Origin of the sequence: Bradyrhizobium cosmicum (assembly GCF_032290525.1) — a bacterium.
GTDB classification, from domain to species: Bacteria; Pseudomonadota; Alphaproteobacteria; order Rhizobiales; family Xanthobacteraceae; genus Bradyrhizobium; species Bradyrhizobium cosmicum_A.
On record NZ_JASXTA010000007.1, the window covers coordinates 132883 to 147912 of the forward strand.

The window sequence follows — 15030 nt, forward strand, 5'->3', positions numbered from 1 at the left end:
CCTCATGAGCGACAAGCTGCTGACGCCGATCGAAATCGGCCTGACCGCGGCGATCGTCGCGATCGAGGATCACGAGCCGCTGATCCTGACCGCGCGCGGCAGTGACGGACTGGCCGGCCTGCCGTTCGGTCCCTTTGATGCGCTGAGCCATCGCACCTTCGAGATCGGCCTGCGCGCCTGGGTCGAGGAACAGGCCGGCTTGCGGCTCGGCTATGTCGAGCAGCTCTATACATTTGGCGATCGCGGCCGCCATGCCGAGGCCGGCGATACCGGCGCGCATATGGTGTCGATCGGATATCTTGCGCTGACGCGTGCCGTCGGCGGCGCGCTCGCGGCAACCGGCGCGAGCTTCGAGCCATGGTATCGCTTCCTGCCCTGGGAAGACTGGCGCGAGGAGCCGCCCGCGATCATCGCCCGCGACATCATTCCGGCGCTGACCGATTGGGCCGATCAGGAGACGCCGGAGACCACGCGCGCATTGCCGCGGAGGGATCGCGTGCGGTTCTATTTCGGCCTCGACGGCGCGCCTTGGGACGAGGAGCGCGTGCTCGACCGCTACGAGCTGCTCTACGAAGCTGGGTTGATCGAGGAGGCACGACGCGACGGCCGTCCTGCGGCAATAGCGCGCAACGCCCTGCCCGTGCTCGGCACCTCCATGCGCTTCGATCACCGCCGGATTCTTGCCACGGGAATCGCGCGGCTGCGTGCGAAATTGAAGTATCGTCCTGTGGTGTTTGAACTTTTGTCCGCCGAGTTCACACTTACCGAACTGCAGTACACGGTGGAGGCAATCTCCGGCCGGCACCTGCACAAGCAGAATTTCCGCCGATTGGTCGAAACGGAAGCCCTGGTCGAACCGACCGGGGTGATGTCGACACAGACGGGCGGACGGCCGGCCGCGCTCTACCGCTTCCGCCGCGACGTACTCCAGGAGCGGCCCGCGCCGGGCTTGCGCATGCGCTCCCGGCGCTAGTGACCTTAGGATTCGCGACCGGCCCCTCCCCGCCGGCTGCCTGGAGGCTTCATGTTCGACGGCCCGTTTGATTTCTTTGCGCTGATCATTGCGATTATCGCCTTCCTGATCGCGATCAAGGCTTCCAGCCAGGCGGCCGAGCTGCGGCGCAAGCTGAACTCGCTCGAAGAGATGTTTTACGCGCAGCGGCCGGTGCAGCCGCCGCCGATGCCCGCCTATGTCGTGCAGGCCGAGGCGCCCGCAACAGCTCCAGCAGAGCCGCCGCCGCTCGCGCCCGAAGCTGCAGCAGCGCCACCGCCGCTCGTCACCGAAGAAGCTTCGCCGCCGCTTGAAGCGGGCACGGCGGCCGATGCACCGCCGCCGCCCGCACCGGTGCCCGGCTTCGAGGAACGGCTCGGCACGCGCTGGGTGGTGTGGATCGGCGGCCTTGCGCTCGCGCTCGGCGGCTTCTTCATGGTGCGCTATTCGATCGAGGCCGGCCTCGTCGGCCCCGGCGTGCGCGTATTCCTCGGCGGCCTGTTCGCGCTGGCCCTGCTGGGTTCCGGCGAATGGTCGCGGCGGAAGGAGAGCATCTCCAACATCGCGGCGCTGCCGATCGCCAATATCCCCGCGATTCTCACCGCGGCCGGAACAGCCGTGGCGTTCGCGACCATCTATGCGGCCTACGCGCTCTACGGTTTCCTCGTGCCGGCGACCGCCTTCGTGCTGCTCGGCATCGTTGCGATGGGCACGCTTGCCGCAGCACTGCTGCACGGGCCCGCGCTCGCGGGCCTCGGCGTGGTCGGCGCCTTCGTGACGCCGATCCTCGTCTCCAGCGGCAAGCCGGATTATTGGGCGCTCTATATCTACCTCGCCATCGTCACCGCCGCGAGTTTTGGTCTCGCCCGAATCCGGCTGTGGCGCTGGCTCGCGGTCACGACGATCGCCTTCGCCGTGCTCTGGATCTTCCCGGGCCTCGATACCGGCGATCTGCAGGTCGCGCCGCACGCCTTCCACGTGATCGCAGGCTTCGTGCTCGCGGCCTTGCTCGTCGTCTGCGGCTTCATGTTCGGCCCGGCCGTCGAGGACGGCGAGATCGAGCCGGTCTCGTCGAGCTCGCTCGGCGCCTATCTGTTCGGCGCGATGCTGATCGTGCTGTCGAGCGCGCATGCGGATCTCGCGCTGATCGCCTTCACCCTGCTGGTCGGTGCGACGCTGTTCGTCGCGTGGCGGGCGCCCGCAGCCACTGGGGCACTCGGCGCGGCCGCGGCGACCGTCTTCATCGTGTTCGCCGAATGGGCGGTGCGCGCCAACCCGGACATGCTGGTGCTGCCGGGCGGGCCCATCGCCGGCGTCGGGCCAACGGCGATCGACAGCGCGGTGACGCTTCATCTGGTGATGGCCGCGATCTTCGCCGCCGGCTTCGGCATCGCCGGCTTTCTCGCGCAGGGCCGCTCGAATTCGGCGATCATTCCGGTGGTGTGGTCGGCGACCGCAGTTGCGACCCCGATCGCGATCCTGGTTGCACTCTACGCACGCATTGCCCATCTCGACCGTTCGATCCCGTTCGCCATCCTCGCCGTGCTGCTCGCCGCCGCCTTTGGCGCTGCGACCGAATCCCTGACCCGGCGTGAGACCCGGCCGGGCGTCGCAATCGCCACCGCGCTGTTCGCGACCGGCACGCTCGGTGCGCTGGCGCTGGCGCTGACGTTTGCGCTGGAGAAGGGCTGGCTCACGATTGCACTGGCGCTGATGTCGCTCGGCACCGCCTGGATCTCGATGCAGCGGCCGATCCCGTTCCTGCGCTGGCTGGCCGCCATCTTTGCGGGCATCGTCACGGCACGTATCGGCTATGATCCGCGCATCGTCGGCGATGCGGTCGGCACCACGCCGATCTTCAACTGGCTGCTATGGGGCTATGGCCTGCCGGCGGCGTCGTTCTGGGCGGCGAGCGTGTTCCTGCGCCGCCGAGGCGACGACGCACCGCTGCGGATGGTGGAGACCGCCGCGATCCTGTTCACGGCACTGCTCGCCTTCATGGAAATTCGCCATCTTGCGACCGGCGGCCGCATGACGGCGGCGCCCTCGCTGCTCGAATTCGCGCTGCAAGTCTGCGTCATGCTCGCGATGGCGATCGGGCTGGAGCGGTTGTGGCTGCGCAGCCACAGCATCGTGCACAATGTCGGCGCGGTCGTGCTCACCGCGATCGCCGGGATCATCAGCGTGTTCGGCCTCTTGATCCTGGAGAATCCGCTGCTGCTCTCCGGCGTCAATGTCGGGGGCCTCGTCTTCAACCTGCTGCTGCTCGGCTACGCTCTGCCGGCCGTGCTGATGCTGCTGCTGTCCTATGCGGTGGCCGGACATCGCCCAGTCGCCTATGCGAACACGATCGCGGGCGGCGCGCTGGTGTTCGCGCTCAGCTACGTGACGCTGGAGATCCGCCGCTTCTATCACGGCCCGGTCCTGCTCTACGGCGGCACCACGGGTGCGGAGCAATACACCTATTCGATCGGCTGGCTCGGCTTCGGCGTGGTGCTGCTCGGCGTCGGCATTCTCGTCAACTCGGAGCGGGCGCGGCTGGCGTCGGCGGTCGTGATCGCGCTGACGATCCTCAAAGCCTTCGTGATCGACATGTCGACGCTGACGGGCGTCTATCGCGCGCTGTCGTTCATGTGCCTCGGCATCGTGCTGGTGGCGATCGGCTGGCTCTACCAGCGCATCCTGTTCCGGCGGCAGGTCGCGCCACCGCCGGCTCCGCAGGCAGGCACGTAGAGCGTCAGGCGGCGCGGACCGAATCCAGGAACTGCGCGACCTCGACCTTGAGGCGGGTGCTGTCGGTCGCGAGCGATTTCGCCGCCGACAGCACCTCGGTCGAGGCTTCGCCGGTCTCGATCGCGCCGCGCTGCACGTCGGTGATGTTCATCGAGACCTCCTGCGTGCCGACCGAGGCCTGCTGCACGTTGCGAGAGATCTCCTGCGTCGCGGCGCCCTGCTCCTCGACGGCAGCGGCGATGGCGGCCGAAACCTCCGACAGCCGCTCGATGGTGCCGCCGATCTCCTGGATGGCGTTGACGGAGTCCTGCGTCGCGGCCTGAATCCCGGAGACTTGCGCCCCGATCTCGCCGGTCGCTTTCGCGGTCTGCTCGGCCAGCGCCTTGACCTCGGAGGCGACGACCGCGAAGCCACGGCCGGCCTCACCGGCGCGCGCCGCCTCGATGGTGGCGTTCAGCGCCAGCAGATTGGTCTGGCCAGCGATAGTGTTGATCAGCTCGACGACGTCGCCGATGCGGGCGGCCGCCTGCGACAACTCATTGACGCGCGCGTTGGTCCGCGTCGCCTGTTCGACGGCTTCTGCGGCCATTCGCGCCGAATCCTGCACCCGACGGCTGATCTCGGTGATCGAGGACGACAGCTCTTCCGAAGCGGATGCGACCGCCTGCACGTTGGTGGAGGCCTCTTCGGAGGCAGCAGCAACGACGGTCGCGAGCTCCTGCCCGCGCCGCGCCGTGTTGGTCAGCGTCGATGCGGAGGCCTCGAGCTCGGTCGAGGCCGACGACACGGTGCCGACAACCTCACCTATCATGGCCTCGAACTTGCGGGTGATGGCGTCGACGCGGCGGCCGCGCTCGATCTTTGCCTCGGCGTCGGCCGCAGCGGCTTGGTCGGCGGCCTTCTTGGCGATCAGCGCTTCCTTGAAGATCTGGAGCGCATCCGCCATCGAACCGATCTCGGTCTTCTCGCCGCGATGCGGCACCTCGGCCGAGAGGTCGCCCTCGCCGAGCGACTGCATCGGCTTGATGATCGAGGCGATGCCACGCGAGACGTCGCGCACCAGATAATAGGCGGCGCCGATCGCGATCACGACGGAGAGCACGATGATGCCGACCAGCACGCGGAAGATCATGGCATAGCTGTCGGCCGCCTGTTTGGTTTCCAGTTCCGCGCCGCGATTGTTCATCTCGATGCCCTTCTGGAGCAACGGGTCGGCCGCCTGGGCCATCTTCGCGACCTTGGTCTGCAGAAGCTCGTTGGCATCGGTCGGGAAGCGGCCGACGCTCTTGCGCGACAGCGCCATCACGTCCTGCACGCCGTTCAGATATTCGGCCCACGCCTTGGTCCATTGCTGATAGAGCGCGCGCTCTTCGGCACCGGTGATCAGCGGCTCGTAGACCGTGCGGGTCTTCTCGATGCGCTCGCGCAGCGAGGCGAGGCGCTTCTCGGCGGCCTCCTTGCCCTCGGCGGTCTCCTGCATCAGGTGCAGGCGAAGCGCGACGCGCAGCTCGTTGATGTCGGCGCGAAGCGAGCCGAGCGCACGCACGCTCGGCAGCCAGCTCTCCGCGATCTCGACGGTGTGAGAATTGATGTTCTGCATGGTGCCGATCGCCGTCACGCCGACTCCCGCGAGCGACAGCACGAGGACCGACAGCACGGTCAGAAGCTTGAAGACGATCGACAACTTCGACATCACAGCAAATCCCAATGATACCCAGCAACGCACAAATCACCCGCGCCACCATCATCGCGACGGACGACAGGGCGGAAGTCATTCCAACAATGCTGGCTGGTTCTTATCCCGTAAGACTGCGCTCATAGTTGCAAACAGGCGTTAACAGGGGCCTACGTAAAACTACCGGACAGTCCCGGCCGTCGTTATTTTCTCTGCAACCATCTGTTGCAGCTGCACCTGCACCCCATACCGCAACGCGAGCGCGCCGCTTGCGGTGCAACACTCGGCGCGGCGGACCCCGCACCGAGTCCAAAGTGCTCCGCCGTCATGCAGCCCGCACGGTGTCGAGGAATCTGCCGACTTCGAGCTTGAGGCGGTTGCTGTCTCCGGACAGTGACTGCGCCGCCGCCAGCACCTGCGAGGATGCCGAGCCGGTCTCGCCCGCTCCGCGCTGCACGTCGATGATGTTGGACGACACCTGATGGGTGCCTGCCGCAGCCTGCTGCACGTTGCGGGAAATCTCCTGCGTCGCCGCGCCCTGCTGCTCGACCGCCGCCGCAATGGTCGACGAGATCTCCGACAGCTTTTCGATGGTGTTGCTGATGGCTCCGATAGCGCTGACGGAGTCCTGCGTCGCCGCCTGGATGCCGGAAATCTGCTGGCCGATCTCGCCGGTCGCCTTCGCGGTCTGCTCGGCGAGCGCCTTCACCTCGGAGGCGACGACCGCAAATCCGCGGCCGGCCTCGCCGGCGCGCGCCGCCTCGATCGTGGCGTTGAGCGCCAGCAAATTGGTCTGGCCGGCGATGGTATTGATCAGCTCGACCACGTCGCCGATCCGTGCCGCAGCCTTGGACAATTCGCCGACGCGGTCGGTCGTGGTGCGGGCCTGGCTGACCGCCTCGCTCGCGACCCGTGCCGATTCCTGCACCTGGCGGCTGATCTCGGTGATCGAGGACGACAGCTCCTCGGTTGCGGACGCTACCGATTGCACATTGGTGGATGCTTCTTCGGAGGCCGCAGCCACCATCGTCGTCAGTTCCTGGGCACGCTCCGCCGTCGAGGTCAGCGTCGAGGCCGAAGCCTCCAGCTCTGTCGCGGCCGAGGAGACGGTATCGACGATCTCGCCGACGGCACTTTCGAAACCATTCGCGAGCTCGTGCATCTCGGCCCTGCGTTGCGCCATGGCGTGCTTCTCGGTCTCCGCCTGCTCGCTACGCATGCGTTCGACCTCAAGACCGTGCTGCTTGAAGACTTCGACTGTACGCGCCATCGCGCCGACCTCATCAGCTCGGCTGGTGCCGGGCACCGCGGTGCCAAGATCGCCGTTGGCGAGCCGGCCCATCGCGCCCGAAATAGCTGAGAGCGGATTGAGAATCCGCGAGAAGGTGATCCAGAAGCTGAGGCCCGCGAGCAGCAGAGAGGCACAAAGCAACAGAGCCGTAAGCATGAAATTGCGCGCGCTGGCTTCCGCCTGCATCGTGGCTTCCAGGCCGGCGACCGCGCCAATGGCCTCGCCGAGTTTCAGCACCGCATTGATGCCGGCAGTGGCCCGCGCAAAGTATTCGGAACCGGTGATCTTGTAGTCGCCGCTTTGTCCCGAGGCGAGCGTGAGCGCGCGCGTTTCACCATAGAGACCAAAATAGATATTCTCGACCTCGGTCATCGCGTCCCCGATCTGCGCCGGCAGATCCGGGCGCAGCCGCACCGGCAATATCGTATCCCACGCGAGTTCTACCTTTGCCCGTAGCGCAGACAGCCGCTCAAGGCCTTCCGTGCCGAGCTTCGCATGCGCACCGACGGCCCCGGCCAGCAAGGCGCGCTCCCGTCCGGCATTCTCGGCCATCTGGGCTGCAAGATGCCGCAAGCCGATCAGTTGCGCCAGCCTTGCGACAGGCGGGCTGGTGAGGGTTTCGAGCGTCAGCCGCAAACGGTTGCTCGCAACATCGATCACGTCGGTAATCGCCGGAACGAAGCCGTCGATCACGTCGGGCGCCCGTTCCGCGCGTGGACGCGCGAGACTTCCATCGACCTTCTCGCGCAACAGGCGCAGTGCCTCGACTTTGCCCACGGCGTCCGCAACCTGCCTTTGTTCTCTCGTCATTTCGGGTATCGAACGAATGGCGAGCACGGCTTCGCGAAAGGCGTCGTCTGCCGTAGCGCGCGCCTTCTCGATGTCGGCGCGGCGCTCGGAGCTCACGGCATCGGGAGACTTCAGCGCCGCGTTGGTCATGCCGCGTTCGATTGCCCAATGTCCTGCACTGCGCAGCAGCAGTTGCGCAGCTCGATTGACCTTCAGGAATGCTTGGGACTCCTGCCTCTTGACGATGGCCTGGTAGGCGACGAATCCCGCCGAGGCCAACCCCAGCAGCACCAGCGCTGCGATGATGGCTGGCAAAATTGTGCCGATCCGAACATGTCCAAGCCGGTTCGATGCGCCGGCGACATTGGCTCGAGCTTGCTGACTCTGGGCAAGACTCAACATGGTCCGTTTCCCCCATAGGAAACACGCAGCCAAGTCCTTGCCGGCCGCATGGACGTTGATCGTCCTTGCGGCGAAGCTAGCTGCCAAAGTCCCTATTCTGATTAACGGGGGACTTGGCACTACTACTGAGATTTTGAACCAAATGATTGAAACGCGATTGCTGATTTCGCGAAAAAGTTGCAAATTGCAGCTTGAGGTCGCCACAGTTCGCCTTTGCAGCCGCGGGCTCCCTGCAGTCTGGCGCACGGCGTTCGCAGGGAGAACAAGACAGAAAGCGACTCACCCGACGAGGCGGACGTCTCGCGAACTGCCTCGAGAATCTCGGCGCGACCATTTGCGCCGCGCGCACGGTATCGAGGAATTTGCCGAACTCGAGCCTGAGGCGGTTGCTTTCGCCGGACAGCGACTGCGCCGCCGCCAGCACCTGCGAGGACGCCGAGCCGGTCTTATGGCACGGTCCGCGCGCTTGGCAGGTTAATCACACGCGGCAGGATGCCGAGTTTCTAGTCGACGCGGTCGCTGGCCTTCTGACTCTCACCGACGAGGCTGATCCGGAACACCGGCTCCTTGTTCTCGTCGAGCAGCTCCATGCGCCACTCGGCATTCTGCTTCAGGCCGCGCGCGATGCCGCCGAGCAGATTGGCGCAGACCTCGGTCATCTCGGTCCAGGCGGCGGCACGATCCTCGAACTCATAGGGGTGGTCGGCAGCGCCGGAATAGCGGCCCGTGCTGATGCGGAAGAAGTACAGCGACATCGTGAACCCTTGCGCCCCCCGGCCGTGCCGCAAACTGGGGTGCGAGTCGCTACCAACGCATGAAGGCCGCCGTCCGTATGACTACGGCGCAGCAGCTTCGTATTCGGCGGATGGCTTCAATGACAAATTGCGCGAACGATCCCGCGCCGCCAATTCACTGTGTCGAGCGTCGCAGCTCCAGCGGAGCCTCGGTCCTGGCGGGCTCCGGCTTGGCTTCCGACTTCACCGGCTCGAGCCGGCTGCTCTCGACACGCGGCGTCTCGACGCGCGCGGCGACTTCGGTGTTGGACGCGCCGACCGAGCCGGTGTGCTCCGAAGAGCGCAGCGAGCGCGGACGCGCGGCGGCACGCGCCATCAGCATCTGATTGCCGCCCTGATGGTGGAAGTCGCAATAGGCGAAGCCCATCCCGGATACCGAGCCGCGGAAGCTGCGATCATCGGTCTTTTCCAGGTTGAAGCAGGGCTCGAACGGAATGCCCTTGATCGAGGCGCAGACGTTCTGGCCACGAATCTGGAGCGTGTTGCCGGGCAGGCGAAGATGCTTCACCGGGCCTGCGCCCGAGAACTGCACGGCGCCAGCGGCGCCGAGGTCGTCCAGGATGCGGCCTGCACCGCGGGTGCCGTCGAAACAGGTGAAAGCGAACACCTTGCCGGCGACGAAGCGGCGCGCCTCGTCGGCGTTCATGCTTCCAGCAATGGCCGGCGCAAACGTCGCTGCCGCCGTGACAGCCCCCAACACAATACGCGCAAGCATGCTCAACTCCGAACCAACCCCGCAGCGGGCTATGCCTTATCTCTTTACCCGCTGCTTACCATACTAACCATGGCGACATTGAAGCAGCTTGGTTGGTAAAGTCTGAACGCCGTTAGACAATTTTTACCACGATGCGGCCCCGGACTTGGCCGGCCAGGATTTTCGCGCCCCACTCCGAAACTTGGTCGAGCGAAATTTCATGAGTGATTTCAGCTAGTTTCGTCCGATCAAGATCCGATGCCAGACGCTGCCAGACAGCTTTCCGCGGCTCGATCGGGCACATCACCGAATCGATGCCGAGAAGGCACACCCCGCGCAAAATGAAGGGCGCGACAGACGACGGCAGGTCCATGCCAGCCGCCAGCCCGCAGGCCGCGATTGCGCCGCCGTATCTCGTCATCGACAGCAGATTCGCCAGCGTGGTCGAGCCGACGCTGTCCACGCCGCCCGCCCAGCGCTCCTTGGCGAGGGGCTTGGCGGCCGCCGACAATTCGTTGCGGTCGATCACTTCGGCCGCGCCGATCTCTTGGAGATAGTCGGCTTCCGAGGCACGCCCGGTGGACGCAATGACGTGGTAGCCGAGCTTCGACAGCACGGCGGTCGCGACCGAGCCGACGCCGCCGGCCGCGCCCGTCACCACGACCGGGCCGCTCTTGGGCGAGATACCGTGCTTCTCCAGCGCCAGCACCGACAGCATCGCGGTGAAACCGGCGGTGCCGATCGCCATCGCGTCGCGCGCCGACAGGCCCTGCGGCAAGGCGACCAGCCAGTCACCCTTGACCCGCGCCTTCTCCGCGTAGGCGCCAAGATGGGTCTCGCCCATGCCCCAGCCGGTGCAGACGACCTTGTCGCCCGCCTTCCATTGCGGGTGCGAGGAGGCTTCGACGGTTCCGGCGAAATCGATGCCGGCGATCATCGGGAAACGGCGCACCACCGGTGCCTTGCCGGTCAGCGCGAGGCCGTCCTTGTAGTTCAGCGTCGACCATTCGACGCGGACGGTGACGTCGCCGTCCATCAACTCGGCTTCGTCGAACTGCGCGAGCTGCGCGGTAGTTCCCTTGTCCGCCTTGTCGATCCGGATCGCCTTGAATGTGGCCACGGCTGAACTCCCTGACTTGTTTCAGCGATGTTTAGCCGATCAGGCAGGCAGCGCAACCGCCCGGTGGACCGGTTTCTCCACGATCGGAAGATTGATCAGCGCGGAGAGCACGCCGAACAGGATCGAGAGCCACCAGATCGGCGTGTAGGAACCAAAACGTTCGAACACGATGCCCCCTAGCCAGACTCCGAGGAAGCCGCCGACCTGATGGCTGACGAAGGCGAAGCCATAGAGGGTGGCGAACCAACGCGTGCCGAACATCAGTGCGACCAGCGCCGAGGTCGGCGGCACCGTTGACAGCCAGGTCAGGCCGGAGACCGCGCCGAACGCAATCGCCGAGAACGGCGTGATCGGGAACGAGATGAAGGCAAGCGTCGCAAGCGCACGGGTGAAATAGATGACGGAGAGAATGTAGCGCTTGGGCAGGCTGTTCTGGAGATAGCCGACGCTGAGCGAGCCGATGATGTTGAACAGGCCGATCGCCGCGATCACCCAGCCGCCGATTTGCGTGGAGATGCCGCTATCGACCAGGAAGGCCGGCAGATGCACCGTGATGAAGGCGAGCTGGAAGCCGCAGGTGAAGAAGCCGAGCACCAGCAGCACGTAGGAGCGATGGCCGAAGGCTTCCGCGAGCGCCCTGGTGAAGGTCTGCTCGTCCGCGGGCGCCGCCTTTGCTGTAGTTGCGACCGGCGGCGTCGAGAGCGCCAGCGATAGCGGGATGATCAGCAGCATCAGGAAGCCGAACACGGTGAGTGCCTGCTGCCAGCCGAAATTGTCGATCAGGGCCACCCCGATCGGTGCGAACAGGAACTGCCCGAACGATCCCGCCGCAGTGCCGGCGCCGAGCGCAAGGCCGCGCTTCTCGGCCGGCAAGAGTTTGGTAAATGCCGACAGCACCAGATTGAACGAGCAGCCGGCGAGACCGAAGCCGACCATGACGCCAGCGCCGATGTTCAGCGACAGCGGCGTCGAGGAATAGCGCATCAGGAGCAAGCCGCCGGCATAGAGCAGAGCGCCGACGCACATCACCCGGAACACGCCAAAGCGATCGGCGACCGCGCCGGCGACGGGCTGGCCCAGTCCCCACAGCAAGTTCTGAAAGGCGATCGCGAGGCCGAACACGTCGCGGCCCCAGGCGTATTCGTGGCTCATCGGCTGCACGAAGAAGCCCAGCGCCGAGCGCGGGCCGAAGCCGAGCATCCCGATCGCGCAGCCGCAGAGAATGATGATTGCCGGCGTGCGCCAGGAGGAGGAACGTGAGACAGGACCGAGCTCGCCAGCTTGAGTCGACATCGTGTTCCTCGTCTCGTTGGCGGGTCCGGAATGGGCAGCCGCTGACCAGGGCATTTAATGCAGATGCATGAAAACCCCAAGTCAAAAACGGTTGCGTTCTAGGAAGGGCTGGCGCGGGAGCATTGCGTTTCAATGCAACCTCGCCCGAGGCGCATGGCATGCCCTTTGACGAGAATGTGTGCGGGTGGACCTAGCGGCCTCTCGCAAGGAGTGTTATCTTTGATTTACTCAGATTGAGTATATGTGAGCTCTGATGAAACTGCACCGGCCCCTCGGCCGGATTTCTCAGGCTCCATATATACTCAAATGGAGCATAATTAGCATGGGAGGCTTCGATGCCGATCACTGGAATCTACGGCCCCGACGACTTTGCAGACCGGCCGAAAGGCCAGATCACGATCTCTCGCCCCGCTGCGCCGGCTCGACCGGGGTCCTCGCTGCCCATGCCCTCGCTGGAATGGACGGACGAGGTCGCGACGGCCACCGCGCCGCTCTATGAGCGCGTCAAGCACGTGATCCCGGCGATCGAGTGGCCGCTAATGGCGCCGACGATCAAGGCGATCAATGAGCTGAAGCAGGCGCGCGGCGCGGTGATCCTCGCACACAACTACCAGGCGCCCGAGATCTTCCACTGTGTCGCCGATATCGGCGGCGACTCGCTCCAGCTTGCCGTCGAAGCCACCAAGGTGAAGGCCGGCATCATCGTCCAGTGCGGCGTGCACTTCATGGCGGAGACGTCGAAGCTGCTCAACCCGGACAAGACGGTGCTGATCCCGGATATGCGCGCCGGCTGCTCTCTCGCCGCCAGCATCACCGGTGCGGACGTCCGCCTGCTCCGCGAAAGATTTCCGGGCGTCCCAGTTGTCGCCTATGTCAACACCTCGGCGGAGGTGAAAGCTGAAGTCGACATCTGCTGCACCTCGTCGAACGCGGTGCAGGTGGTCGAGAGCCTGAACGCGCCGACCGTGATCTTCCTGCCCGACCGCTATCTCGCCACTTACGTGGCCTCGAAGACCGACGTAAAGATCATCGCCTGGAAAGGCGCCTGCGAGGTGCACGAGCGTTTTACCGGCGAGGAGTTGCGCGCCTATCGCGAGGCCGACCCGACCGTGCAGATCATCGCGCATCCCGAATGTCCGCCGGACGTGCTGGCGGAGGCCGATTTCACCGGCTCGACCGCGCACATGATCAACTGGGTGCGCGAAAAGCGGCCGCGGCGGCTGGTGATGATCACGGAATGCTCGATGGCCGACAATGTCCGCGCCGAGCTGCCTGACGTCGAGATGCTGCGTCCCTGCAATCTCTGCCCGCACATGAAGCGCATCACGCTCGCCAACATTCTGGAGAGCCTGCTGACGCTCCGCGAGGAGGTGACGATCGATCCCGCGCTTGCGGAACGTGCGCGGCGATCGGTCGAGCGGATGATCAATCTGAAGAACTGAAGGCAACACGCAGCAACAAGCATAGCTGTCGTCCCGGACAAGCGTAGCGGAGCGATGCGCAGATCCGGGACCCATAGCCACAGGAAGATGTTTGGCGACGACGCGTGGTGACGAGCTCGCGTCGCAACTGCTCCCTGGGGTTATGGGTCCCCGCTTTCGCGGGGACGAGAGGAGCAAGAGGAAATATCATGACCAACAACATCCACAATCTCGCCCGCATCACCAACGACGTCGTCATCGCCGGCGGTGGCCTCGCCGGGCTCTTTTGCGCGCTCAAGCTGGCGCCGCGCCCGGTGACGCTGATCTCGGCCGCTCCGCTCGGACAGGGCGCATCGTCCGCATGGGCGCAAGGCGGCATCGCCGCGGCGGTGGCTGACGGCGATACGCCTGAAGCACACGTTGCCGACACCATCGCGGTCGGTGGCGGCCTCGTCGATGAAGCCATCGCGCTCGGAATCGCGCGCGAGGCCGCACCGCGAATTCATGATCTGCTCGCCTATGGCGTGCCGTTCGACCGCGACCTCGAAGGCCGGCTCGCGGTCGGACGCGAGGCCGCGCATTCAGCGCGGCGCATCGTGCATGTGCGCGGCGACGGTGCCGGTGCCGCGATCATCGCGGCGTTGAGCGAAACCGTGCGACGAACGCCGTCGATCCGCCTGATCGAAGGTCTCGTTGCCGAGGCGCTGCTGACGGAGGATGGTGCCGTGACCGGCCTTCAATTGCGTGAAGCCGGCAACGCGGCGGCCCCGCCGGTCCTGCTCGCCGCACGCGCGGTCGTGCTTGCGACCGGCGGCATCGGTCATCTCTATGCCGCCACCACCAATCCAATCGAGGCCAGCGGATCGGGCCTGGCGATCGCGGCACGCGCCGGTGCTGTTATCGCCGACCCTGAATTCGTCCAGTTCCACCCGACCGCCATCATGGTCGGGCGCGATCCGGCGCCGCTCGCGACCGAAGCCCTGCGCGGCGAAGGCGCGACGCTGATCGATGGCCATGGCGAACGTTTCATGCTGGCGCGCCACCCGCTCGCCGAGCTCGCGCCGCGCGACATCGTGGCCCGTGGCGTCTTCGCCGAGATCGCGGCCGGGCGCGGCGCCTTCCTCGATGCGCGGCAGGCGCTGGGTGCGCGCTTCGCCGAAAAATTTCCGACCGTGCATGCAAGCTGCATCGCCGCCGGCATCGATCCCGCTACGCAAGCCATCCCGATCGCGCCGGCCGCGCACTACCACATGGGCGGCATCGCGGTGGACGCGCGCGGCCGCAGCTCGATCGACGGGCTCTGGGCCGGCGGCGAAGTGTCGTCCACCGGTGCGCACGGCGCCAACCGCCTCGCCTCGAACTCGCTGCTGGAGGCCGTGGTCTACGCCGCGCGGATCGCCGACGACATCGCCGGCCGCGCCGTCCCCTCGCCTGCACGGCTTGCCGACGCGGCGGTGACGCCGCGCGCCGGCGAACCGGACGCATCGGCCGTGAAGCGGCTGCGAGCGACGATGAGCGCGCATGTCGGTGTGATCCGCGACGGTGACGGGCTGGCGGAGGCCGTGCGCAGCTTCGCCGCGCTCGAACGCGAGGCAACCGGCATCGTGGTCCGCAACATGGCAACGACGGCCCTGCTCGTCGCCGCCGCGGCGTGGCGCCGGCACGAGAGCCGCGGCGCGCATTTCCGCATTGACCATCCCTCCGACCTCCCCGCGCTGAGGCAGAGAACGATGACCACTCTCGCCGCAGCGCGCGAGGTCGCGGAAGGCCTGGGGGAGCGCCCGCTCGCCCGGATCGGCCAACCCATGATCGCCTGAAGGAAACCCC

At 66.0% G+C, this 15030-nt stretch carries 10 protein-coding genes; 4 read left to right on the plus strand and 6 right to left on the minus strand.

The window, feature by feature from the left end; translation table 11 throughout:
- Positions 1 to 4: 4 nt before the first annotated feature.
- The gene (locus QSV46_RS15135; RefSeq protein ID WP_314952426.1) at positions 5 to 973 is read left to right on the plus strand and encodes an NrtR DNA-binding winged helix domain-containing protein; all 969 of its coding nucleotides are present in this window, start codon (positions 5 to 7) and stop codon (positions 971 to 973) included.
- Between the two features lie 51 nt (positions 974 to 1024).
- The gene (locus QSV46_RS15140) at positions 1025 to 3724 is read left to right on the plus strand and encodes a DUF2339 domain-containing protein (protein WP_314952428.1); all 2700 of its coding nucleotides are present in this window, start codon (positions 1025 to 1027) and stop codon (positions 3722 to 3724) included.
- Between the two features lie 4 nt (positions 3725 to 3728).
- Here the strand turns inward: QSV46_RS15140 and QSV46_RS15145 are convergent, their stop codons facing one another.
- The 6 genes from QSV46_RS15145 to QSV46_RS15170 all read right to left on the minus strand — a co-directional run bounded on the left by QSV46_RS15145 (position 3729) and on the right by QSV46_RS15170 (position 11782).
- Positions 3729 to 5417, minus strand: coding sequence for a methyl-accepting chemotaxis protein (locus QSV46_RS15145; RefSeq protein ID WP_314952430.1), 1689 nt, complete (start codon positions 5415 to 5417; stop codon positions 3729 to 3731).
- 307 nt (positions 5418 to 5724) lie between these two features.
- Positions 5725 to 7881, minus strand: coding sequence for a methyl-accepting chemotaxis protein (locus tag QSV46_RS15150; RefSeq protein ID WP_314952432.1), 2157 nt, complete (start codon positions 7879 to 7881; stop codon positions 5725 to 5727).
- Positions 7882 to 8384: 503 nt separating this feature from the next.
- Positions 8385 to 8636: a DUF6894 family protein gene (locus QSV46_RS15155; RefSeq protein WP_314952434.1), complete on the minus strand. Its 252-nt coding sequence runs from the start codon at positions 8634 to 8636 to the stop codon at positions 8385 to 8387.
- A 154-nt stretch (positions 8637 to 8790) separates the two neighbouring features.
- Positions 8791 to 9390, minus strand: a complete 600-nt coding sequence (locus QSV46_RS15160; RefSeq protein WP_314952436.1) for a hypothetical protein — start codon at positions 9388 to 9390, stop codon at positions 8791 to 8793.
- Positions 9391 to 9502: 112 nt separating this feature from the next.
- A complete protein-coding gene (locus tag QSV46_RS15165; protein ID WP_314952439.1) occupies positions 9503 to 10489 on the minus strand; it encodes an MDR family oxidoreductase in 987 nt (328 codons plus the stop codon).
- Between the two features lie 39 nt (positions 10490 to 10528).
- Positions 10529 to 11782 carry an MFS transporter gene (locus QSV46_RS15170; protein WP_314952442.1) on the minus strand — a complete coding sequence of 418 codons (1254 nt, stop codon included), beginning with the start codon at positions 11780 to 11782 and terminating at the stop codon, positions 10529 to 10531.
- A gap of 335 nt (positions 11783 to 12117) precedes the next feature.
- On the opposite strand from QSV46_RS15170, the gene nadA reads away from it, so the two are divergent.
- Positions 12118 to 13224, plus strand: coding sequence for a quinolinate synthase NadA (nadA, locus tag QSV46_RS15175; RefSeq protein WP_314952444.1), 1107 nt, complete (start codon positions 12118 to 12120; stop codon positions 13222 to 13224).
- 188 nt (positions 13225 to 13412) lie between these two features.
- Positions 13413 to 15020: an L-aspartate oxidase gene (locus QSV46_RS15180; protein WP_314952447.1), complete on the plus strand. Its 1608-nt coding sequence runs from the start codon at positions 13413 to 13415 to the stop codon at positions 15018 to 15020.
- Positions 15021 to 15030 lie beyond the last annotated feature (10 nt).

What these genes read in the sequence shown, in the direction of transcription:
- QSV46_RS15180 (WP_314952447.1), top strand. Translation starts at nt 13,413, where the DNA reads ATGACCAACAACATCCACAATCTCGCCCGCATCACCAACGACGTCGTC.
- QSV46_RS15155 (WP_314952434.1), bottom strand. Translation starts at nt 8,636, where the DNA reads ATGTCGCTGTACTTCTTCCGCATCAGCACGGGCCGCTATTCCGGCGCT.
- QSV46_RS15170 (WP_314952442.1), bottom strand. Translation starts at nt 11,782, where the DNA reads ATGTCGACTCAAGCTGGCGAGCTCGGTCCTGTCTCACGTTCCTCCTCC.
- QSV46_RS15145 (WP_314952430.1), bottom strand. Translation starts at nt 5,417, where the DNA reads ATGTCGAAGTTGTCGATCGTCTTCAAGCTTCTGACCGTGCTGTCGGTC.
- nadA (WP_314952444.1), top strand. Translation starts at nt 12,118, where the DNA reads ATGCCGATCACTGGAATCTACGGCCCCGACGACTTTGCAGACCGGCCG.
- QSV46_RS15140 (WP_314952428.1), top strand. Translation starts at nt 1,025, where the DNA reads ATGTTCGACGGCCCGTTTGATTTCTTTGCGCTGATCATTGCGATTATC.
- QSV46_RS15135 (WP_314952426.1), top strand. Translation starts at nt 5, where the DNA reads ATGAGCGACAAGCTGCTGACGCCGATCGAAATCGGCCTGACCGCGGCG.
- QSV46_RS15160 (WP_314952436.1), bottom strand. Translation starts at nt 9,390, where the DNA reads ATGCTTGCGCGTATTGTGTTGGGGGCTGTCACGGCGGCAGCGACGTTT.
- QSV46_RS15150 (WP_314952432.1), bottom strand. Translation starts at nt 7,881, where the DNA reads ATGTTGAGTCTTGCCCAGAGTCAGCAAGCTCGAGCCAATGTCGCCGGC.